This is a genomic window from Cupriavidus sp. HPC(L) (genome assembly GCF_000307735.3).
Taxonomy (GTDB): Bacteria; Pseudomonadota; Gammaproteobacteria; order Burkholderiales; family Burkholderiaceae; genus Cupriavidus.
Genome location: NZ_AMPR02000426.1, coordinates 1 through 23,164, shown reverse-complemented (window position 1 = coordinate 23,164; position 23,164 = coordinate 1). Strand labels below are relative to the sequence as shown.

The following is a 23,164-nucleotide window of genomic DNA, read 5'->3' as shown; positions in this document are numbered from 1 at the left end:
GTGGTGGCGGCGATGACCGCCAGCCGACGGCGGCGCGTCCGACGGTCAGCCTGATCGACGACCAGGCGCCGGTCACCGGCGCGATCGCCAACGGCAGCGCAACCAATGACGCCACGCCGACGCTGCAGGGCACCGGCGCCATACCCAACGGCCGCATCCAGATCTCGATCGACGGCCAGCCGCCGGTGACCATCAACGCCGACGCCAACGGCAACTGGAGCTACACGCCACCCGCACTGCCGTCGGGCCAGCACCAGATCGTCGTCACGCAGACCGGCAGCGATGGCAAGACCAGCGAGCCCACGGTGATCGACGTGACGATCGACACCACGGCGCCCGCCACGCCGACACTCAACCCCAGCAATGGCGCGACGCTCAGCGGGACCGCGGAGGCCGGCAGCACGGTCGGCATCGACCTGAACGGCGACGGCACGCCCGATACCACGGTCGTCGCCGATGGCAACGGCAACTGGACCTATACCCCGACCTCGCCGCTGCCGGACGGCACCAAGGTGACCGTGGTCGCCACCGACCCGGCCGGCAATACCAGCGAGCCCGCGACCACGACCGTCGACGCCCAGCCCCCGGCCACCCCGACCGTCAATCCGACCAACGGCACCACGCTGAGCGGCACCGCGGAAGCGGGCAGCACCGTCGGCATCGACCTGAACGGCGACGGCTCACCGGACGCCACCGTCACCACCGACGGCGGCGGCAACTGGACGTACACGCCGACCTCGCCGCTGCCGGACGGCACCACGGTCACCGTCACGGCAACGGACCCGGCCGGCAATACCAGCGGCCCCGCGACGACGACCGTCGACGCGGCCGCCCCTGCCGCGCCGGCGATTTCCGGCGTCACGGACGACACCGACCCGGTCAGCGGTCCGCTGACCTCGGGAGGCAGCACCAACGACACCACGCCGACGATCGCCGGTACCGCGGAAGCGAACAGCACCGTGCAGATCTTCAACGGCGCCACGCTGCTCGGCACCGTGACCGCCGACGGCAGCGGCAACTGGACCTTCACGCCGACCACGCCGCTGGCCGACGGCAGCTATTCGTTGACGGCGACGGCGACCGATGCGGTCGGCAATGTCAGCGGACCGGGAACCGCCTTCGTCCTGACCGTCGATACCGCCGCTCCTGCCGCCCCGGCCATCACGCAGGCCACCGGCACCACGCTGGCCGGCACGGCCGAAGCCGGCAGCACCATTGCGATCGACCTGAACGGCGACGGCACGCCCGATGCCACGGTCAACGCCGATGGCGGCGGCAACTGGAGCTATACCCCCGCCACGCCGCTGGCCGACGGCACCACCGTCAGCGTGACCGCCCTCGATGCCGCCGGCAACAGCAGCGGGCCCGTCACCGCCACCATCGACTCCGTCGCGCCGACGGCACCGTCGATCGGCAGCGTCACCGACGACGTGGACCCGGCCAGCGGCCCGCTGACCTCGGGCGGCAGCACCAACGACGCCACGCCGACGATCGCCGGCACCGCGGAAGCCAACAGCACCGTGCAGATCTTCAACGGCACCGCGCTGCTCGGCACGGTCACCGCCGACGGCAGCGGCAACTGGACCTTCACGCCGACCACGCCGCTAGCCGACGGCAGCTATTCGCTGACGGCCGTTGCCACCGACGCCGCCGGCAACACCAGCCCGGCCAGCGCCGCATTCGACTTCACACTCGATACTGCCGCCCCTGCCGTACCGGTCATCGCGCAGGCCAATGGCACCACGATCATCGGCACCGCGGAGGCATACAGCACCATCGCGATCGATACCAATGGCGACGGCACTGCCGACGGCACCGTGACGGCCGATGGCCAGGGCAACTGGAGCTTTACGCCGGGCGTACCGCTGGCCGACGGCACCGTGGTCCGCGTCACCGCAACGGACGCCGCGGGCAACGTCAGCGCGCCGGCCGACGAGACGGTCGACGCGGCGCCGCCCGCCGTGCCGACCATCGATCCGACCAACGGTACGGTGCTCCAGGGCACCGCCGAGGCCAACAGCACCGTCCGGATCGACACCAACGGCGACGGCACGGCCGACGCCACGGTCACGGCCGATGGCGCGGGCAACTGGACCTACACGCCGGCCACGCCGCTGGCCGACGGCACCGTGGTCAGCGTCACCGCGACGGACGCCGCGGGCAACACCAGCGCGCCGGCGACCGAAACCGTCGATGCCGCGCCGCCCGCACTGCCGACCATCGACCCGACCAACGGCACGGTTCTGCAGGGTACGGCCGAAGCGGACAGCACCGTCAATATCGACACCAATGGCGACGGCACGTCCGATGCCACCGTCACGGCCGATGGCAGCGGCAACTGGAGCTACACGCCGGCCACGCCGCTGCCCGACGGCACCGTCGTCACCGTCACGGCGACCGATGCCGCCGGCAACACCAGCGCGCCGGCCACCGAGACGGTCGACGCCGCGGCGCCAACCGCGACTTCGATCGACACGGTGGTCGACGACGCCGGTCCGGTCTCCGCGCCGCTGACTTCCGGGGACAGCACCAATGACAGCACCCCGACGATCGCCGGCACCGCCGAAGCGAACAGCACGGTACAGATCTTCAACGGCACCACGCTGCTGGGCACCGTCACCGCCGACGGCACCGGCGCCTGGACCTTCACGCCGACCACGCCGCTGACCGACGGCAGCTACGCGCTGACGGCCACCGCGACCGACGCGGCCGGCAATACCGGCCCGGCCAGCGCGGCGTTCGACTTCACGCTGGACACCGCCCCGCCGGCCCAGCCGTCCGTCGACGACAGCAACGGCACCACGCTGACCGGCACCGCGGAAGCCAACAGCACCGTGCAGATCGACACCGACGGCGACGGCACGCCCGAGGCGACCGTCACCGCCGACGGCAGCGGCAACTGGACCTACACGCCTGCCACGCCGCTCCCCGACGGCACCGTCGTCACGGTTACTGCCGTCGATGCCGCCGGCAATGTCAGCACGCCCGATACGGTGACGATCGACGGCACGCCGCCGGCCGCGCCGGCAATCGACAGCGTCACCGACGATACCGGCACGGTCACCGGCCCGGTGGCATCGGGCGGCAGCACCAACGACACCACGCCGACGATCGCCGGCACGGCCGAGGCCAACAGCACGGTGCAGATCTTCAACGGCACCACGCTGCTGGGCACCGCGACCGCGGATGGCACCGGCAACTGGTCCTTCACGCCGACCACGCCGCTGGCCGACGGCAACTACGCGCTGACCGCGGTTGCCACCGACACCGCCGGCAACACCGGCCCGGCCAGCACGCCATTCGATTTCACCGTCGATACCGCCCCGCCGGCCGTACCGCAGATCACCCAGGCCAGCGGCACGACGATCGCCGGCACCGCGGACGCCAACAGCACCATCGAGATCGACACCAATGGCGACGGCACCGCCGACGCCACAGTGAGCGCGGATGCCGCTGGCAACTGGAGCTACTCGCCTGCGACGCCGCTGGCCGATGGCACGGCCATCAGCGTCACCGCCAGCGACGCGGCCGGCAATACCAGCGCACCGGCCACCGACATCGTCGATGCCACGGCGCCGAACGCGCCGCTGATCACCACGGTGACCGACGACGCCGATCCGGCCAGCGGTCCGCTGACCTCGGGCGGCAGCACCAACGACACCACGCCGACGATCGCGGGCACGGCCGAGGCCAACAGCACGGTGCAGATCTTCAACGGCACCACGCTGCTCGGCAGCGTGACCGCCGACGCCAGCGGCAACTGGACGTTCACGCCGACCACGCCGCTGGCGGACGGCAGCTACGTGCTGACCGCCACCGCAACCGATGGCGACGGCAATGCCGGGGCCGCCAGCGCGGCGTTCAACCTGACCGTCGACACCGCGGCGCCCGGCGTGCCGCTGATCACGCAGTTCACCGGCAACACCATCGCCGGCACCGCGGAGGCCAACAGCACCATCGGCATCGATACCGATGGCGACGGCACGGCGGACGCCACGGTTACCGCGGATGGCAGCGGCAACTGGACCTACTCGCCGGCGACGCCGCTGGCCGACGGCACCGCCATCGCGGTCACGGCGACCGACGCCGCGGGTAACGTCAGCGCGCCGGCGACCGCGACCATCGACGCGACCGTTCCTGCCATCCCGACGATTGCCAGCGTCACCGACGATGTGGACCCGGTCAGCGGCCCGCTGACTTCGGGCGGCAGCACCAACGACAGCACGCCGACGATCGCCGGTACGGCCGAGGCCAACAGCACGGTCCGGATCTTCAACGGCACCACGCTGCTGGGGACCGTCACCGCCGATGGCACCGGCAACTGGACCTTCACGCCGACCACCCCGCTGACCGACGGCAGCTATGCGCTGACCGCCACCGCGACCGATGCGGCCGGCAATGCCAGCCCCGCCAGCGCGGCGTTCAACCTGACCGTCGATACCGCGGCGCCCGCCGCCACGGTGGCCATCACTGGCGTCACCGACGACACCGGCACCGCGGGAGACTGGATCACCGGCGATACCACGCCGACCTTCAGCGGGACGCTGAGCGCGCCGCTCGCTGCCGGCGACCGGGTCGAGGTCAGCTACGACGGCGGCAATACCTGGACGCAGGCGAGCGTCAACGGCACCACGTGGTCGTGGTCGGCAAGCAATCATCAGTTCGCCGACGGTAACCACTCGGTGGCGGTCCGGGTCATCGATGCCGCCGGCAATATCGGCAGCAGCACCACGCAGGACTTCACCATCGAGACCGACGTCGCGCCGGAAGTCTCCGCGCAGGAATCGGGCGGGCTGCTGGGCATCGTCGACGCCAACGTGCTGGGGCTGATCGACCTGAGTTCGCAGCAGGTGTTCGGCGCGAGCGACTACAACAACAACATCCAGCAGGTGGTGCTGCGCTACGGCGGCCTGATCGGCCTGCCGCTGCAGCGCCTCGGATACAACGCCGAGCTTGCCGCGGAGCTGGGCATCAACGTGGTTCCGCTGCACGACCCGGGCATCCTGGGCGTGATCGGGGCAGTGTCGACGCTGACGATCACTTCCGCCGACGGCGGGCCGATCGATACGCTGCGGCTCAACGAGCTGCTCGGCTCGGTGACGATCGAAGGCGGCCTGCTGGGCGTCAGCCTGGACCTGCTGTCGAATTTCACGATCACCGCGACCGACACCACGGGGCTGACCGATACCGCCAGCGCCAGCCAGCTGGCAAGCGCCGAGGTACTCGCCGGCCTGCTGGGCTCGAGCCAGTCGAGCGCCATCGTCGAAGGCACGTCGGGGGCCGATACGCGTACCGGCACCAACGGCAGCGACCGGCTGTACGGCTACGCCGGAGACGACACGCTCGATGGCGGCGACGGCAACGACCTGCTGCGCGGCGGCGCGGGCAACGACACGCTGATCGGCGGCAACGGCAACGACCTGCTGATCGGCGGCGCCGGCAACGACACGATGACGGGCGGCACCGGCAGCGATGTGTTCCTGTACGAGGTCGTCAGCAACGACGGTACCGGCGGCAACGGCAGCGACATCATCACCGACTTCACGGTGGGGACGGCGCCCGGACAAGCCGGCTCCGACGTGATCGACCTGTCGAGCCTGCTGGTCGGCTACACCGGCGATGGCGACGGTCCGGCGCACTACGTCGACGGCGTGGCGACGATCGATGCCGGCGACAACATTGGCGACTACCTGAGCGTGACCACCGACGGCACCAATACGGTGATCCATATCGACCGCGACGGCACCGGGGCCGCATTCGGCTCGGAAGCGCTGGTCACGCTGAACAACGTCAATACCGATCTGGAGACGCTGCTGGCCAATCGTCAGGTTCTGGTCTGAGCGAGGCGGGCGGCGGTCTCCCCGTTCCGCCGCCCGCTTCGCCGGACCCTTTCCATCGATCCCGTCACCGACCCGTCATCGAGCCGACCACCAGGAGACGCGCCCCACCGCATCGCCCCACCGCATCGACCCGCCCTGCACTACCCCGTCGGCCGCGACGCTGCCTCGCGACCGATGCGTGGCCACATGTCAAAGCCTTCACCGCGGACCGTGGTGATTTCGTGAAACCGACATCGTTGAGATCCATCGTGGCCCTCCTTGCCAACGGAGCGCGGACCCGGCAGCGCCCGCTCCATTCCCGGCATCGTGCCGGGGACACGCTGCGTACCGCGCCGGTATCGGCGACGCTGTCCGCCTTTGCCGCGCTGGCGATGCTGGTCCTGCCCTGCCCAGGGCCGGCGTCGGCGGCGCCCTACACCGCTTCCACGACGCCGGCGCCGTCGGCGGCCTCCGCCGGCATGCCGAGCCCCTCCACGCCGCAGCGCATCGCCCTCGACGGTCTGACGCTGCGCAACGCGGTGGGCATCGCGATCGCGCGCCATCCCGACATCAGCCGCGCGAACGCGGTGGTCACGCAGAATCTTTCCGAAATCTCGGTCGCCAAGGCCGCCTGGTACCCGAAGATCGAATACGGCGTGCAGCCCGGCTACGGCGGCAGCTTCGGCAGCGGCGGCAACGACCTCGGCTCGCGCGCCTCGGTCGGCGCCAGCCAGTTGCTCTACGACTTCGGCCGCACCCGCAGCAAGGTCTTGGCGGCCGACGCCAATCTCGGCAAGAGCCAGCATCAGCTCGCCGATACCGTCGAGACGGTAGCCGCCAATACCGCCGATACCTTTGTCGAACTGGCCGCCAGCCAGGCCGTGATCGCGGCCGCGCAGCGCCAGGTCGAATCGATGAACGAGACGCGCGCGCGCATCGGCGAGCGCGTGCGCGCCGGCCTGTCGGTGTCGTCCGACCGCGACCTGGCCGAGGTGTCCACGCTGCGTGCCAATGCCGAAGTGCTGAAGGCGCGCAACCGCTTCGACGTCGCCGCCACCAGGCTGGCCGAGCTGATCGGCGCGCGTCCGCAACAGGTGGCAGACCTGGCCAATACCAGTGGCGTGATCGAGCGGATCACGCGCGAAGGCGGCGGCGGCCGCGACGACCAGATCGACGACACGCCGTCGGTGCAGGCGGCACGCGCCGCCGTCGATGCCGCCGCGGCCAATGTCGACCTGGCGAAGGCCGAGCGCTACCCGTCGGTCAGCGTCGGCGTCAGCCGTTCGCTGTCGACCGGGCGCGCCAACGCCAATGACGATACCTGGGTCGGCCTGTCGATCCGCGGCGACTTCTCGCTGGGCCGGCTCGCGCAGCACCGCATCGCCGCGGCGCAGGCGCAGGAGCGCGCCGCCGCCGATGCGCTGGAGAACCAGCGGCTGCGCACGCGCACCGCGCTGTATGCGGCGCAGACCGAGGCGGAAGGCGCGGCCGCGCGGCTGGCCAGCTACCGCAACGTGATCGAGCTGTCGCGCTCTTCGCGCAATCTGTACTGGCAGGAATACATGCTGAACAAGCGCTCGCTGACCGAGGTGATCACGCGCGACCGCGAGATCTTCCTCGCCGAGGAAGAATGGATCAACGCCATGGCCGACGGCATCCGCGCCCGCATCAAGGCGTATGCCGCGGTCGGCAAGTTCGTGGAGCTGCTGCGGCAGCAGGAAGGCGCACGCGATGAATGACCCTACTTCGTTGAGCGCGCTGGCGCAGGCCGCCGGGCAGTCCCCGCAAACGCCCCCGCGGCAGGCCCAGGCCCAGGCTCAGCGCCAGGCCGAACCCGAGGCACAGGCGACGCTGCAGCCATGGATCGATGCGATGCTGCTCGCCGCGCGGCAGCTCAACGTGCAGGCCTCGCCCGAGCAGCTGCGCAATGCCGCGGCGTGGAGCGGGCGCGACGAGGCGCAGCGCGAGACCGCCATCGCCGAGCTGGCCGCATCCGCCGGCCTGTCCGCGCAATTCGTCGCGCTGCCGCCGGCGAAGCTGTCGCCGGTGATGCTGCCGGTGCTGGTGCCGCTGGGCCAGGGCAACACCAGCTCGGTCGGCATGGTGATCGCCGTCGCCAACGGCGTGGCCACGCTGCTGCTGCCGCTGGACGGCAAGCCGGTCGAGCGCAGCCTGACGCTCGATGCGCTGGCGTGCGAAACGAGCGGCCGCATGCTGCTGGTGCAGGCGCGCACCACCCGGCGCGGCGACCGGCTCGACGCGTATCTGCGCGCGGCGCCGGACTCGTGGCTGACCGGCATCTTCACCGTGCACTGGCGCACGATGCTCGACCTGGGCCTGGGCTCGCTGTTCGGCAATCTGCTGGCGGTGGGTACCTCGCTGTTCGCGATGCAGGTGTGGGACCGCGTGGTGCCGGCGCGCTCGCTGCATACGCTGTGGGTGCTGGCCTCGGGCGTGGCGCTCGCGCTGGCGCTCGAACTGCTGATCCGGACCGCGCGCGTCTCGATCACCGACCATTTCGGCAAGCGCGTCGACATCAAGCTGTCGGCGATGTTCTTTGCCCGCGTGCTCGATATCCGCAACGATGCGCGGCCGCGCTCTCCCGGCACGCTGATCGCGAAGCTGCGCGATCTCGAACAGCTGCGCGAGCTGTTGACCTCAAGCACGCTTGGCGTGCTGATCGACCTGCCCTTCGTCGCGGCCTTCCTGTTCATCATCTGGGTACTGGGCGGCTGGCTGGTGGCGATTCCGCTGGCGGCGATCCCGCTGCTGATCCTGCCGGGGTTGCTGGCGCAGATCCCGCTGGCCCGGCTGTCGCGCGAGGGAATGGCCGAGGCCGCGCTGCGCAATGCGATCCTGATGGAGTCGATCTACCGCGCCGAGGACATCAAGTCGCTGCAGGCCGAGCCGCGCTTCCGCGGGCTGTGGGACCACGCCAACCACGTCAACGGCGAGATCGGGCTGAAGCAGCGCTTCATCGCCGGACTGCTGGTCAACGTGTCGCAGACGGTGCAGCAGATCGCCTATGTCGGCGTGGTGATCGCCGGCGTCTACGGCATCCTCGACGGCAACCTGTCATTCGGCGCGGTGCTGGCCTGCTCGATCCTCACCAGCCGGACCATCGCGCCGCTGGCGCAGATCCCCGCGGTGCTGGGCCGCATCCAGAACGCGCGCGTCGGCAAGAAGGCGCTGGACGAGCTGCTGCGGCTGCCGGTGGACCACGATCCCGACAGGGACACCTATCACAAGCCGGTGCTGCGGGGCGGCTATCGCTTCGAGAACGTGGCCTTCGGCTTCGACCCGCAGGAAAAGCCGGTGCTGACGGTTCCGCAGCTGCGCATCGCGCCGGGCGAACGCATCGCGATCCTGGGGCGCGTCGGCGCCGGCAAGTCGACGCTGCTGCGGCTCGCCGGCGGGCTGGCTTCGCCGACGCAGGGCCGCATCGTGCTGGACGACACGCCGATGGAGCTGATCGACGTCGCCGACATCCGCCGCGACATTGGCAGCGTGCTGCAGGAATCGAGCCCCTTCTACGGCACGCTGCGCGACAACCTGCTGATCGCCAATCCGCTCGCTACCGACGAGCAGCTGCTGCGCGCGCTGCGGCTTGCCTGCGCCGACCAGCTGCTGCTGAACCAGCCGCACGGGCTGGACCTGCGCATCCGCGAGAACGGGCTCGGCCTGTCCGGCGGCCAGAAGCAGGTGCTGGTGCTGGCCCGCACCTTCCTGCGCGACCCGCAGGTGCTGCTGCTGGACGAGCCCACCGCGTCGCTGGACGAGGGTACCGAACTGGCGGTGATCGAACGGATGCGCCAATGGCTGGGCCGGCGCACGCTGATCGTCGCCACACACCGCTATCCGGTGCTGGCGCTGGTCGACCGCATCGTTGTCCTCGAGCGCGGGCGCGTCGTCCGCGACGGGCCGAAGGACGAGGTGCTGGCCCAGCTCAAGCGCACGGCGGTGCCACGAACGGCGGCAGCGCAAACGCCGGCCAAGCCGGCGGCGCCCGCCCAGGCAACGGCCGCGGAGTAGCGCCATGGACAAGATCTCGATGCGTGCACGATTCGAAGACGGCGCCGGCGGCGCACGCCTGCTGCTGTGGCTGGGCATCGGCGCGATCGCGGCCTTCCTGCTGTGGTCGGCCTTCGCCAGCCTGGACGAAGTCGCGGTCGGCGAAGGCAAGGTCACGCCCGCCTCCAAGGGCCAGATCATCCAGAGCCTGGAGGGCGGCATCCTGGCCGAGCTGGCGGTGCGCGAGGGCGATGTGGTCGAGGCCGGCCAGCAGCTCGCCACGCTGGACCCGGTGCAGGCCCGCTCGTCGATGGAGGAGACGCTGGAACGGATCGCCGCGCTGCAGGCGCGCGCCGCGCGGCTGCATGCGGAGATGAACGACGCCGACTCGGTCAACTTCCCGGCCGAACTGGCGAGGGATACCGCGGTGGTCGAACGCGAGCGGCAGCTATTCGTCGCCAACCGCCGGGCCTTCCGCGAGAACCTCGGCAATCTGCGCCAGCAGCTGCGCCTGGCCGAGCAGGAGCTGCAGATCGCGCTGCCGCTGCTGCGCACCGGCGCCACCAACGAGGTCGAGATCCTGCGGCTGCGGCAGAAGGTGGCCGAGTTCGCCACCAAGCTCGATTCGACGCAGAGCGAGTACTACGTCGCGCTGAAGGCCGATTACGCGAAGACGATGGCGGACCTGGGCCCGCTGCTGAAGGTGCGCGAGGGACGCGCCGACCAGCTGCGCCGCACCGCGATCACCTCGCCCGCGCGCGGCATCGTCAAGGACATTCGCGTCTCGACGATCGGCGGCGTGATCACGCCAGGCGGTGTGCTGATGGAGATCGTGCCGCTGGGCGACCAGTTGCTGATCGAGGCACGGCTGTCGCCGCGCGACATCGCCTTCATCCATCCGAACCAGGAGGCGACGGTCAAGATCACCGCGTTCGAGCCATCGATCTACGGCACGCTGCCGGCCAGGGTGGATCGGATCTCGCCGGACACCATCGAGGATCAGGTCGACCGGCGCATCTACTACTACCGCGTCTATGTGCTGACCCAGCATGCGTTCCTGGAGACGAAGGACGGCAAGCGCCATCCGATCCTGCCGGGCATGGTGGCGACCGCGGAGATCCGCACCGGCCGCCGCACCGTGATGGACTACCTTGTCAAGCCGCTGAACCGCGCGGCGGAAGCGCTGCGCGAACGCTAGCCCTTGCGCATCAGCCCCGCTCGACTAGCCCTTGCGCAGATAGGTGACCAGCCGGTCGATCACCGGCGCATTGCGCCGCGTCAGCAGGCTGACCACGATCGCGACCGCAAACCCGGCCGGCACGCCGAACGCGCCCGACGCGATCGGATCGACGCCGAACCAGCGGTCGCCGAAGATGCCGGTCATCCGCGTGAAGAACGGGTAGTTGACGAAGATGTAGTAGATCGACACCGACAGCCCGGCCAGCATGCCGGCGAACGCGCCGGCCGCGGTGGTGCGCTTCCAGAAGATCGCCAGCACCAGCACCGGGAAGAAGCTCGACGCGGCCAGCGAGAACGCGGCGCCGACCAGGAACAGGATGTTGCCCGGCCGCAGCGAGGTCACGTAGGCCGCGAACAGGGCGACGCCGAGCAGCAGGATCTTGGCGGTGGTCACGCGCCGCTGCTGGCTCGCGCCGCGGTCGACCATGTGATAGAAGACGTCGTGCGACAGCGCGTTGGCGATCGTCAGCAGCAGCCCGTCGGCGGTCGACAGCGCCGCGGCCAGCGCGCCGGCGGCGACCAGGCCCGAGATCACATACGGCAGCCCGGCGATCTCCGGCGCGGCCAGCACGATCATGTCGGGCTGGATCATCACCTCGGCCCACTGCACGATGCCGTCGCCATTGACATCGCGAATGCCGAACACCGGCGGATCGATGCGCCGCCATTGCGTGACCCAGGCCGGCAGATCGGTATAGGGCGTGCCCACCAGATGGTGCAGGAACTCGTACTTGACCAGCGCCGCCAGCGTGGGCGCGCTGACGTACAGCAACGCGATGAAGAACACCGCCCAGGCCACCGAATTGCGGCTCTCCTTGACCGACGGCGTGGTGTAGAGCCGCGTCAGGATGTGCGGCAGGCTCGCGGTGCCGAGCATCAGGCAGAAGGTCAGCAGCACGAAGTTCAGGCGGTCGGTCTTGCGCTCCGCTTCCGACGGCGAGGGATAGGGCTCGGTGGCCGGCACCGGCGGCTGGCTGCGTGCGAGCGCTTCCTCGCGCTGCTGGGTCCATTGCTGCAGGGCGGCGGCCGGGTCCAGCGGATAGTCGGCGCGCTCGCGCTCGACCGCCTTGATCTCGCGCAGCGGCGCGTTGCGGGCGCGCAGCTCGAGCAGCCGCGCATTGAGCCCGTCGCGCACCTCGTCGAACGACTGCGGCAGCCGCGCGATGCGCTCCTGCAGCTCGATCGCCTGCTGCCGGTAGTGTTCGCGCACCGCGAGCTCGGCCGGATCGCGCAGCAGCTCGCGTTCACGCTGCCCGACATCGGTCAGCACCGTGCCGTAGCCCAGCTGCGGCACCGCCTCGCCATGATGCTTCCACGCGATCATCGACACCGTGACCAGGAAGGCCACGATCATCACGATGTACTGCGCGACCTGGGTCCAGGTCACCGCGCGCATGCCGCCGAGGAACGAGCAGACCAGGATGCCGGCCAGGCCGAAGAACACGCCGACGGCAAAGTCCACGCCGATGAAGCGCGTGACCACCAGCCCGACGCCCTGGATCTGCGCGACCAGATAGACGAAGGAACACAGCGAGGCGGCCAGCACCGCGATGCCGCGCACCGGCAGGTTGCCGCCCGGCTTGCCGTTACCGTAGCGCGCGGCGAGGAAATCCGGAATCGTATAGCCGCCGTACTTGCGCAGATACGGCGCCAGCAGGAAGGCCACCAGGCAATAGCCGCCGGTCCAGCCCATCACATAGGCCAGCCCCTCGTAGCCGGAGGCGAACAGGATGCCGGCGAGGCCGATGAAGGACGCGGCGCTCATCCAGTCGGCGGCGATCGCCATGCCGTTGAACATCGCGGGCACGCGCCGGCCCGCGACGTAGTATTCGTGCAGGTCGGCGGTGCGGCAGATCAGCCCGATGCAGGCATAGATCGCGATGGTGATGAACAGGAAGACGTAGCCGAGCCACAGCGCGTCGGCGTTGGAACGCTCGAGCAGCCCCATCATGCCGATGAAGCCGAACAGTCCGAGCGTGAACAGGCCGTAGTACAGCAGCAGCCGGCGGCGAAAGCGCGACTGGGCCTGGGCCATGGGCGTGGGGTGGGCGGGACGGAGAGGAAGAAGGCGGCGGCAGCCAAATGCGAAGCGGGCGCCGTGATCGCGGCGCCCGCTTCGCGCGGCCGGTCTTACTTGGCCTGCCGCAGCTGTTCGAGGATCGCGGGATTCTCCAGCGTGGAGGTGTCCTGCGTGATCTCCTCGTTCTTGGCCAGCGAACGCAGCAGGCGGCGCATGATCTTGCCCGAGCGCGTCTTCGGCAGGTTGTCGCCGAAGCGGATGTCCTTCGGCTTGGCGATCGGCCCGATCTCCTTGGCGACCCAGTTGCGCAGCTCGTTGGCGATCTGCGCTGCCTCGTCGTCGGTCGGACGCGCGCGCTTGAGCACCACGAACGCGCAGATCGCCTCGCCGGTGGTGTCATCGGGACGGCCGACCACGGCGGCCTCGGCGACGATCGGGTTGGCGACCAGCGCCGACTCGATCTCCATCGTGCCCATGCGGTGGCCCGACACGTTCAGCACGTCGTCGATGCGGCCCATGATCGTGAAGTAGCCGGTTTCCTTGTCGCGCACCGCGCCGTCGCCGGCCAGATAGAGCTTGCCGCCCAGTTCGGCCGGGAAGTAGCTCTTCTTGAAGCGCTCCGGATCGCCCCAGATGGTGCGGATCATCGCCGGCCACGGACGCTTGACCACCAGGATGCCGCCGCTGCCGTTGGGCACGTCCTGCCCGGTCTCGTCGACCACCGCGGCCATGATGCCCGGCAGCGGCAACGTGCACGAGCCCGGCACCAGCGGCGTCGCGCCCGGCAGCGGCGTGATCATGTGGCCGCCGGTCTCGGTCTGCCAGAAGGTATCGACGATCGGGCAGCGGCCGCGGCCGATGTTCTCGTGGTACCACATCCAGGCTTCCGGATTGATCGGCTCGCCGACGGTGCCCAGCAGGCGCAGGCTCGACAGGTCGTACTGCTTCGGATGGACCGCCTGGTCCGCCTCGGCGGCCTTGATCAGCGAACGGATCGCGGTCGGCGCGGTGTAGAACACGCTGACCTTGTGCCGCGCGATCATGTCCCAGAAGCGGCCGGCGTTCGGATAGGTCGGGATGCCCTCGAACATCAGCTGCGTGGCGCCGGCCGCCAGCGGGCCGTAGGCGATGTAGGTGTGGCCGGTGACCCAGCCGATGTCGGCGGTGCACCAGTACAGGTCGTCGGGCTTGATGTCGAAGGTCCATTTCATCGTCATCAAGGCCCACAGCAGATAGCCGCCGGTGCTGTGCTGCACGCCCTTGGGCTTGCCGGTCGAGCCCGAGGTATAGAGCACGAACAGCGGATGCTCGGCGTCGACCGGCTCGGCCTCGCAGGTCTCGGGCTGGCCGGCGCAGACCTCGTCGAGCCAGCGGTCACGCCCCTCGACCCAGTTGACCTTGCCGCCGGTGCGGCGATAGACCACCACGTGCTTGACCGCCTCGCAGCCGCCCAGCGCCAGTGCCTCGTCGGCGATCGCCTTCAGCGGCAGCGCCTTGCCGCCGCGCATCTGCTCGTCGGCGGTCAGCAGCGCCACCGCGCCGACGTCGACCAGCCGCTCCTGCAGCGACTTGGCGGAGAAGCCGCCGAACACGACCGAGTGCGTGGCGCCGATGCGGGCGCACGCCTGCATCGCACAGACGCCCTCGACCGACATCGGCATGTAGATGACGACGCGGTCGCCCTTCCTGATGCCCAGCGCCTTCAGGCCATTGGCCAGCTGGCACACGCGCGCATGCAGCTCGCGATAGGTGACGCGGCTCACCGTGCCGTCGTCGGCCTCGAACACGATCGCGACCTTGTCGGCGTTGCCGTTCTCGAGATTGCGCTCCAGGCAGTTGTACGAGGCGTTCAACTGGCCGTCCTCGAACCACTTGTAGAACGGCGCATTGCTCTCGTCGAGCACCTTGGTGAACGGCCTGGCCCAGACCAGCTGCTCGCGGGCGTGGCGCGCCCAGAAGCCTTCGTAGTCGCGCTCGGCCTCTTCGCACAGCGCGCGATAGGCGTCCATGCCGGAAATGGCGGCGCTCTTGGCGAACGATTCGGGTGGGGGGAATACGCGATGCTCTTGCATCACCGATTCGATGGCGGACATAGCTCGTCTCCTGAAAGGCCGGATATGGCTTCGATACTTTTGCCGCAACGCTACGCTGCGCGGCTTACTGCAACCTGACGCTGTCCTTGCCTGTCCTTTCCGTCCTTCGCGTCCCTCCCCGCTTTCAGGGCGAAGGCGCATTGCGACGCAGCAATGATGCCGGCTGCGCGGGCGCGCCGCGGGGATGGTCGCGGCGTCCGCATGTGAAGCCTAAGCCTTAAGGCTAGCATAGCTATAATCGCCCGGCGCGTGCGATGGCGCGCGCTGCCGCGCCGATCGAGGCTGGCCTGCGGCCCGCTCGCAGCGCGTTGGCAGCGCGTTGGCAGCCCGTTTTCGCCCAGTATGCGGCGCGATCTCGGTCATCGCCCCGCTCGCGCGAAGTGCCACCGAGTACCGAACCCGTGCCCCCTTCCGTTCCCCTGAATGCCCTGCTGCTGGCCGCGTCGATGGCGCTGGTCGGCAGCAATGTCGGCCTTGGCAAGGCGATCGTCGCCCATGTGCCGATCCTGCTGTTCGCGCTGCTGCGCTTCGTGATCGCCATCGTCTGCCTGTCGCCGTGGTACCGGCCCGCGCGGATGCGCCGCGTGTCCCGCCGCGAGTGGTTCAACCTGTTCCTGCAGGCCTTCTTCGGGACCTTCCTGTTCACGCTGCTGATGCTCGGCGGCGTGCGCCTGACCAGCGCGATGTCCGCCGGCGTCATCACCAGCACGATTCCCGCAACGGTCGCGATCCTGTCGTGGCTGGTGCTGCGCGAACGGCTGTCGCGCCGCACCGTGCTGGCGGTGCTGCTGGCGGTGGTCGGCATCGCGGTGCTCAATATCGCCCGCGGCGGCCAGCCAGGCGGCGCGAGCGGCGATGCGCTGCTCGGCAACCTGATGGTGATGGGCGCGGTGGTCTGCGAATCGATCTACGTGATCCTGTCCAGGCGGCTGGCGCAGACGCTGGCCGCGATCGAGATCTGCGCCTATACGCATCTGATCGGCGGCCTGCTGATGCTGCCGCTGGGGCTGGTGCCGCTGCTCGACTTCGACGCGAGCGCCGTGCCGCTGCACGTGTGGGCCATGGTGCTGTGGTACGCGCTGTCCGCCAGCGTGTTCTCGTTCTGGCTGTGGATGAAGGGCATCCGCCATGTGCCGGCGCAACTGGCCGGCGTGTTCACCTCGGTGCTGCCGATCGCCGCGGCGCTGTACGGCATCGTGTTCCTCGGCGAAACGCCGGGCTGGGCGCACGGCGTCGCGCTGGTCTGCGTGCTGGCGGGCATCGCACTGGCGAGCTGGCCCGGCAAGTTGGCGCGCGCGGCGGCCGCACGCGGGGACCGCGGAGGCGATGCCGGCGGCATGGAGCCCTCCCGTGTCGAGTCCGCCAGCGTCGAGTCCGCCGGCGTCGAGTCCCGACATGGCGCCACGGTACAATCCCGCGGCCGCTGACCGGCGCGCCGCATGATCGGCCGTCGGCCGGCGCGTCCTTTCCGTACCGAGCAACACAACCCCTTACGCAAAGCTAACGCAACCACCATGGCATCGAACTTATCGCCGGAGCCGCATCGGATGCGCCCGATTCCCCGTCTGATCTTCGCCTCGCGCTGGCTGCAGCTGCCGCTGTACCTCGGCCTGATCGTCGCGCAAGGCGTCTACGTCTATCACTTCCTGATGGAGGTCTGGCATCTGCTGGCCCACGTCACCGAGTACGACGAGAACAAGATCATGCTGGTGGTGCTGGGCCTGATCGACGTGGTGATGATCTCGAACCTGCTGATCATGGTGATCGTCGGCGGCTACGAGACCTTCGTCTCGCGGCTGGGCATCGACAACCATCCGGACGAGCCGGAATGGCTGGACCACGTCAATGCCGGCGTGCTGAAGGTCAAGCTGTCGATGGCGCTGATCGGCATCTCGTCGATCCATCTGCTGAAGACCTTCATCGACGCGGGACAGCGCGACACCCATACGATCATGTGGCAGGTGGTGATCCACGTCGCCTTCCTGTTCTCTGCAATCGCGATGGCGTGGGTCGACAAGATGATCACGCACTCGCATCCGGCGCTGCAGGATCGGGGGCTGTAACTCGAACTGCGCACTGAACAAAAACCGCGGCCGGCGCCGCGGTTTTTTATTGCGCCGCGGTCGTCCACCGTTTGTCCGATATTCGCGCACGATGTGGAATTAACGCAACTTTTAACGGCAGGCAGCCGCCCTCCGTCCGGGACGCGTCTGGCGAGGGGGTGTATGATTCGGGCGGAATTTTCGTCCGCTTTTGTCCGACTGCCCTCCCCCACAAGACATGACCGTCATCAAGCAAGAAGACCTGATCCAGAGCGTCGCCGACTCCCTGCAGTACATCAGCTACTACCACCCGATGGACTACATCACCAGCCTGGGCCGTGCCTACGAGCTGGAACAAAGTCCGGCGGCCAAGGACGCGATCGCGCAGATTCTGACCAACAGCCGCATGTGCGCCGAAGGCAAGCGCCCGATCTGCCAGGACACCGGCATCGTGACCGTCTTCGTCAAGGTCGGCATGGACGTGCGCTGGGACGGCGCCACCATGGGCCTGACCGACATGATCAACGAGGGCGTGCGCCGGGGCTACACCCACCCCGACAACGTGCTGCGCGCCTCGATCGTCAACCCGCCCGAAGGCGGCCGCAAGAACACCAAGGACAACACGCCGGCCGTGATCCACTACGAGATCGTGCCGGGCGACAAGGTGGACATCCAGGTCGCGGCCAAGGGCGGCGGCTCGGAGAACAAGTCCAAGTTCGTGATGCTGAACCCGTCCGACTCGATCGTCGACTGGGTGCTCAAGACCGTGCCGACCATGGGCGCGGGCTGGTGCCCGCCCGGCATGCTCGGCATCGGCATCGGCGGCACCGCCGAGAAGGCGATGGTGATGGCCAAGGAATCGTTGATGGAGTCGATCGACATCCAGGACATCATCGCCCGCGGTCCGAAGGACTGGATCGAGGAGCTGCGCGTCGAGCTGTACGAGAAGGTCAATGCGCTGGGCATCGGCGCGCAGGGCCTGGGCGGCCTGGCCACCGTGCTGGACGTCAAGATCATGGCCTGCCCGACGCACGCCGCGTCCAAGCCGGTGGCGATGATCCCGAACTGCGCCGCCACCCGCCACGTGCACTTCACGCTGGACGGCAGCGGCCCGGCCAGGCTGGAAGCGCCGGACCTGTCGCAGTGGCCGAAGGTCGAGTGGGCACCGAACACCGAAACCTCGAAGCGCGTCGACCTGAACACGCTGACGCCCGAGGAAGTGGCCTCGTGGAAGCCGGGCCAGACGCTGCTGCTGAACGGCAAGATGCTGACCGGCCGCGACGCCGCGCACAAGCGCATCGCCGACATGCTGGCCAAGGGCGAGAAGCTGCCGATCGACTTCACCAACCGCGTGATCTACTACGTCGGTCCGGTCGATCCGGTGCGCGACGAAGTGGTCGGCCCGGCCGGCCCCACCACCGCCACGCGGATGGACAAGTTCACCGAGACGATGCTGTCGCAGACCGGCCTGATCGCGATGATCGGCAAGGCCGAGCGCGGCCCGGTGGCGATCGAATCGATCCAGAAGCACAAGTCGGCCTACCTGATGGCGGTCGGCGGCGCGGCCTACCTGGTGTCGAAGGCGATCCGCGGCGCCAAGGTGCTGGCGTTCGAAGACCTCGGCATGGAAGCGATCTACGAGTTCGACGTCAAGGACATGCCGGTGACGGTCGCGGTCGACAGCAGCGGTACGTCGGTGCACAAGACCGGCCCCGCGGAATGGCAGGCCAGGATCGGCAAGATTCCGGTCGCGGCGGGTTAAGGGTCTGAGTTCGGTGAGTCTGCGGCGATAGCCATCGCCCGCGACCATCGACCGCCCCTGCCCCTCTCCCCAACCCTCTCCCGCAAGCGGGAGAGGAAGCGCACACCGGGCAGTTTCCAACGCGATTGGTTTCCTCCCTCTCCCGCAAGCGGGAGAGGGAGCACACCCCGGGCAGTCTCCGGCGCGATTGGTTGGCTCCCCTCGCCCGCTTGCGGGAGAGGGGCCGGGGGAGAGGGCAACCGCCCCCTATTCCCCTTGGCAAGCTCTCCCCCGTGTCCCGCTTCCCCATCGGCATCTTCGATTCCGGCCTCGGCGGCCTGTCCGTGCTGCGAGAGGTGCGCGCGCTGCTGCCGCACGAAAACCTGCTCTATCTCGCCGACTCGCGCTATGCGCCCTATGGCGACAAGCCGCAGGCGTTCGTGCAGGCCCGCACGCTGCAGGCCTGCGAATGGCTGGCTGCGCAGGGCTGCAAGGCGCTGGTGGTGGCCTGCAATACGGCCACCGCGCACGGCATCCAGGCGCTGCGCGAGCGCCTGCCCTTGCCGATCGTCGGCGTCGAGCCGGGACTGAAGCCTGCGGTGGCGGCCAGCCGCAGCAAGGTGGTCGGCGTGCTGGCCACCGCCAATACGCTGGCCAGCGACAAGTTCGCGCGGCTGCTGCATTCGCTGGAGGACCAGTGCCGCTTCGTCTGCCAGCCCGGCGGCGGGCTGGTCGCGCGCATCGAACAGGGCGATGTCGACGGACCGCTGGTGCGCGAGCGGCTGCAGACGTGCCTCGCGCCGATGCTGGAAGCCGGCGCCGATACGCTGGTGCTCGGCTGCACCCACTATCCGTTCCTCAGCGAAACCGTGCGCGAGCTGATCGGCGGGCGGATGACGCTGATCGATACCGGCGTCGCGGTCGCGCGGCAACTGCAGCGCAAGCTGGCCGAGCACGGGTTGGCGGCCGACGCCGGCAGCGGCGTGGACGCTGGCGCGAATCCGATCGCGGTGGCGCGCTACTGCACCACCAGCGATGCCGAACACCTGCGCCGGATGGCGCGGGCGCTGCTGCATGTCGATGCCGCGGCCGAGACTGTGGTGATCGAACCGGCGCCGATCACGCCCTGATCTCGCGCCTCCTTGCGCGGCTCCTTGCGCGGCGCCGCCCGGCGTTGTTGCCTCAGCGCACGAAGCCGACCTGACGGCGCTCCCTGACCTCCGGCTTGACCGCATGCTCCTGGCGCAGCTGCGCGAGGAATTCGTCGGGCGTCAGCGCCTCGCCCAGCAGCGCGCATTGCCGCTTGACGGTGGCAAAGTCGCCCGGCGTCAGGCCGTCGAGCCCGGCCAGCTCGCGCCGCATCGCCTCGTCGAGTGCCGACGCGTCGCCGTCGAGCGCCTCGTCGACGAACATCGATTCGCGCTGCGCCGGCAGCAGCGGCATGAAGCGGATCTTGAACGAGAAGCGGCGCAAGGCGGCCTCGTCGAGCCGGTCGAACAGATTGGTGGTGCAGACGAAGATGCCGTTGAACCGCTCCATCCCCTGCAGCATCTCGTTGACCTCGGACACCTCGTAATTGCGCACCGCCTGCTGCCGGCTCTGCATGAAGCTGTCGGCCTCGTCGAGCAGCAGCACCGCGCCGTCTTCCTCGGCGCGCGCGAACATCGCCGCGATCTGCTGCTCGGTCTCGCCGACGTACTTGCTCATCAGGTCCGAGGCCCGCCGCATCATCAGCGGCAGCTCCAGCGCGGCGGCGATATGTTCGGCCAGCGCCGTCTTGCCGGTGCCCGGCGGGCCGTAGAAACACAGCGTGCCGCGGCGCCGCGCCTGCAGCGCCTGGATGATGCGCTCGACGCGATAGCGCGTCTCCAGGTTCAGCCGGTCGAGCCGGTAATGCGTGACCACCGGCCGCGTCTCCGCTTCCGGCCGCAGGCCCATCGCGCGGTCGGCGTGCTCGAGCTGGCGCAGGATCAGCGTCTCGACCGGCTCGCCGATGCCGGGCTGGGCCAGCTGCACGAAGCGCGCAGCCGATTGCACCTGCGCCGGCGTCAGCGTGCGGCGCGCCGCCAGCGACGCGATAAAGCCATCGCTGACCGCCAGTCCGCCCAGATGCTTGCGGATGATGTTCTCGCGTACCTGCGGCGGCGGAATGCGCAGCTCCAGATGGAACTGGAAGCGGCGCAGATAGGCGGGATCGATCTGCCGGATCGAATTGGAGATCCAGATCACCGGCACCGGATTGCGCTCGAGCGTCTGGTTGACCCAGGCCTTGCCGTTGACCGAACCGCGCGTGTCCTCCTGGCCGAACAGGCTCATCAGCTCCCGCGCCGAGCCCGGGAACACGTCCTCGACCTCGTCGAACAGCAGCGCGGTATTGGCGCGGCCGCGCAGGAAGGCCTGCGACACCTGCAGCGAGCGGTAACGGTCCTTGCCCGACAGGCTGTTGCCGTCGCGGTCCAGGCAGTCGACCTCGTACAGCTCGCAGCCGGCCTCGCGCGCGAGCAGCCGTGCAAATTCGGTCTTGCCGGTGCCGGGCGGCCCGTAGATCAGCACGTTGACGCCCTCGGCATGCTGGCGCGTGGCGTTGGCCAGCAGCGCGGTCAGGTAGCGGGCATCGCTCTCGACATGGGGATAGTCGGTGCTCGACAGCGTCGGCGGCGCGGCCGGCCGGGTGAACACCGCCATCATCTCGGCCTCGTCGGCGTAGTTGCCGAGCAGCACATGCAGCAGCCGGTCGGACAGCCGCATCAGGTCGCCCAGGTCGGTCACGCTGTTCTCGGGCAGCGGCTGCTCGATCAGGTTCAGCGTCTCCAGCCGCGAGCCCGGCCGCAGCGAGGCGGCGACCTGGGCCGCGGTGGCGCCGGTCAGCCCAGCCAGGATCTGGAACGCCTCCTGGCTGTGCGCGACCTTGCAGTCGACCATCACGGCGCGCAGGTCGCGCTTGTACTTGGCCAGCGCGGCGAACAGCAACAGCTTGCGCTCGTGGTCGGGCAGGTCCAGCACATGGCTGAGCATGTCGATATTGCGGACCAGCAGCACGCGCTCGCCGTCGAGCCGCGCGGCCAGCGCGGCGGCCGATACCTCGAACACGGTGAACATGTCCTTGGCATGGTGCTTGACGTACTCGTCCAGGTAATAGAACAGCGCCCCCTCGTCGAAGGCGCTGTTCCACTGGCCGTGCCGCTCGAGAAACTCCTCCGGAGCGAGCCGGCCGGCGCCGCGCCAGGCCGGCATGTCGGCGCAGCGCGCGGCGAGAAAGCGCTGCACGCGCATTACCACGCCATAGGGCCAGACCAGTTCCTGCGCGCTGACCGTCAGCACGTCGTTGATATTGCTGCGCAGATTGAAACGCGGCCCGAGCGCGCAGACCACGCGCAATGCGAACTGGGCGCACATCCAGTCGAGCGCCGTGGTGGCGCCCGCCCCGGGGGCCGCGCGCAACAGCGCCGGCCGGTCCTCGTCGATGCTGCGGGTGAAATCCATGGGCAAGGCTCCTCGTCCCGGACGAGCGACGGGGGACCGTCGCCGCCGCTTCCTTCGCCGTTTTTTTCGCTTGGTTCTCGGCCTGCTTTGCCGCTGTTCCTGCCGCGTGCTCTGTTATCGACCGCGATCGCCTGCTGTTTCGCCTGCTTCTACCGTTTGTCGCGCCGGCTGCCTGCCAGTTCACCGGGCCCTTTTTTCGTATGCTAGCTCGCTTTGCCGGGGGCGGTTAGTCGGGGCGACCCCGCAGGCATGGCCGGCAAACGACCCGGCCTTCAGCAGGGTCAAGTGGCGAGAAGGCCGACAAATAGGAATCATTATCGTTTATACTCACGCGCTGACACGCTGCCAGAGAGTGGCGCTCCCCCGGGCTTTGACTTTGAAGGAGCGTTTATCATGGAACTGCTGATTAGCCTGCTGGTTGGTTGCGGTATTTCGCTGGTGCTGTTTCGCCGTAAATAGATTGCTGGAACGGCTGCAGAACAGCCTCGGAACAGCCCAATCGCCGCGCCGCTCGCGCCCGACACACCGATGCCGCCTTCGGGCGGAAGGCCGCGCCTGCAACGCCGGTTAGCCGAAATTTGTTGTCTCACATGTTCGATCAACGTTTCCTCAAGATCACGCTTGCCGTTCTGCTTTTCCACGCCGGCCTGCTGTATCTGATTCAGAGTGGGCTCGCGCGCAAGATGACCGAAGCGGTGATCGCGCCCGAAATCATC

The 23,164-nt window shown here is 69.0% G+C and carries 11 protein-coding genes and 1 pseudogene; 9 read left to right on the top strand and 3 right to left on the bottom strand.

Annotation, left to right across the window (positions count from 1 at the left end; all coding sequences use genetic code 11):
- The 4 genes from B551_RS19725 to B551_RS19710 form a co-directional block, all read left to right on the top strand.
- Positions 1-5,840: Ig-like domain-containing protein (locus B551_RS19725; RefSeq protein WP_023264850.1), on the top strand; the 5,840-nt coding region annotated here is incomplete at its 5' end.
- 248 nt (positions 5,841-6,088) lie between these two features.
- Entirely contained in the window at positions 6,089-7,558 is a 1,470-nt protein-coding gene (locus tag B551_RS19720; protein ID WP_006579429.1) for a TolC family protein, read from the top strand.
- Complete coding sequence (locus B551_RS19715; RefSeq protein ID WP_083492679.1) at positions 7,551-9,851, top strand: type I secretion system permease/ATPase; 2,301 nt, start codon at positions 7,551-7,553, stop codon at positions 9,849-9,851. The genes B551_RS19720 and B551_RS19715 overlap by 8 nt, the downstream gene beginning before the upstream one ends.
- A gap of 4 nt (positions 9,852-9,855) precedes the next feature.
- A complete protein-coding gene (locus B551_RS19710; RefSeq protein ID WP_006578865.1) occupies positions 9,856-11,028 on the top strand; it encodes an HlyD family efflux transporter periplasmic adaptor subunit in 1,173 nt (390 codons plus the stop codon).
- Positions 11,029-11,052: 24 nt separating this feature from the next.
- Here B551_RS19710 and B551_RS19705 read toward each other — a convergent pair whose 3' ends face one another.
- Positions 11,053-13,104, bottom strand: a complete 2,052-nt coding sequence (locus tag B551_RS19705; RefSeq protein WP_006578866.1) for a VC_2705 family sodium/solute symporter — start codon at positions 13,102-13,104, stop codon at positions 11,053-11,055.
- Between the two features lie 95 nt (positions 13,105-13,199).
- Positions 13,200-15,182: an acetate--CoA ligase gene (gene acs, locus B551_RS19700; protein ID WP_006578867.1), complete on the bottom strand. Its 1,983-nt coding sequence runs from the start codon at positions 15,180-15,182 to the stop codon at positions 13,200-13,202.
- A gap of 401 nt (positions 15,183-15,583) precedes the next feature.
- Here acs and B551_RS19695 point away from each other — a divergent pair, with 401 nt between their 5' ends.
- The 4 genes from B551_RS19695 (at position 15,584) to murI (ending at position 20,095) form a co-directional block, all read left to right on the top strand.
- On the top strand, positions 15,584-16,609 hold the full coding sequence (locus tag B551_RS19695) for a DMT family transporter (RefSeq protein ID WP_256364483.1): 1,026 nt from the start codon (positions 15,584-15,586) through the stop codon (positions 16,607-16,609).
- Positions 16,610-16,696: 87 nt separating this feature from the next.
- Positions 16,697-17,245 carry a TIGR00645 family protein gene (locus tag B551_RS19690; protein ID WP_043441654.1) on the top strand — a complete coding sequence of 183 codons (549 nt, stop codon included), beginning with the start codon at positions 16,697-16,699 and terminating at the stop codon, positions 17,243-17,245.
- 217 nt (positions 17,246-17,462) lie between these two features.
- Positions 17,463-18,986 carry a fumarate hydratase gene (locus B551_RS19685; protein WP_006576876.1) on the top strand — a complete coding sequence of 508 codons (1,524 nt, stop codon included), beginning with the start codon at positions 17,463-17,465 and terminating at the stop codon, positions 18,984-18,986.
- Positions 18,987-19,258: 272 nt separating this feature from the next.
- On the top strand, positions 19,259-20,095 hold the full coding sequence (gene murI / locus B551_RS19680; RefSeq protein ID WP_006576875.1) for a glutamate racemase: 837 nt from the start codon (positions 19,259-19,261) through the stop codon (positions 20,093-20,095).
- 52 nt (positions 20,096-20,147) lie between these two features.
- Here murI and B551_RS19675 read toward each other — a convergent pair whose 3' ends face one another.
- Entirely contained in the window at positions 20,148-22,448 is a 2,301-nt protein-coding gene (locus B551_RS19675; RefSeq protein ID WP_006576874.1) for an AAA family ATPase, read from the bottom strand.
- A 590-nt stretch (positions 22,449-23,038) separates the two neighbouring features.
- Between B551_RS19675 and B551_RS27370 the strand changes: the two are divergent.
- A pseudogene (locus B551_RS27370) lies at positions 23,039-23,164 on the top strand (energy transducer TonB); the annotation flags it as partial.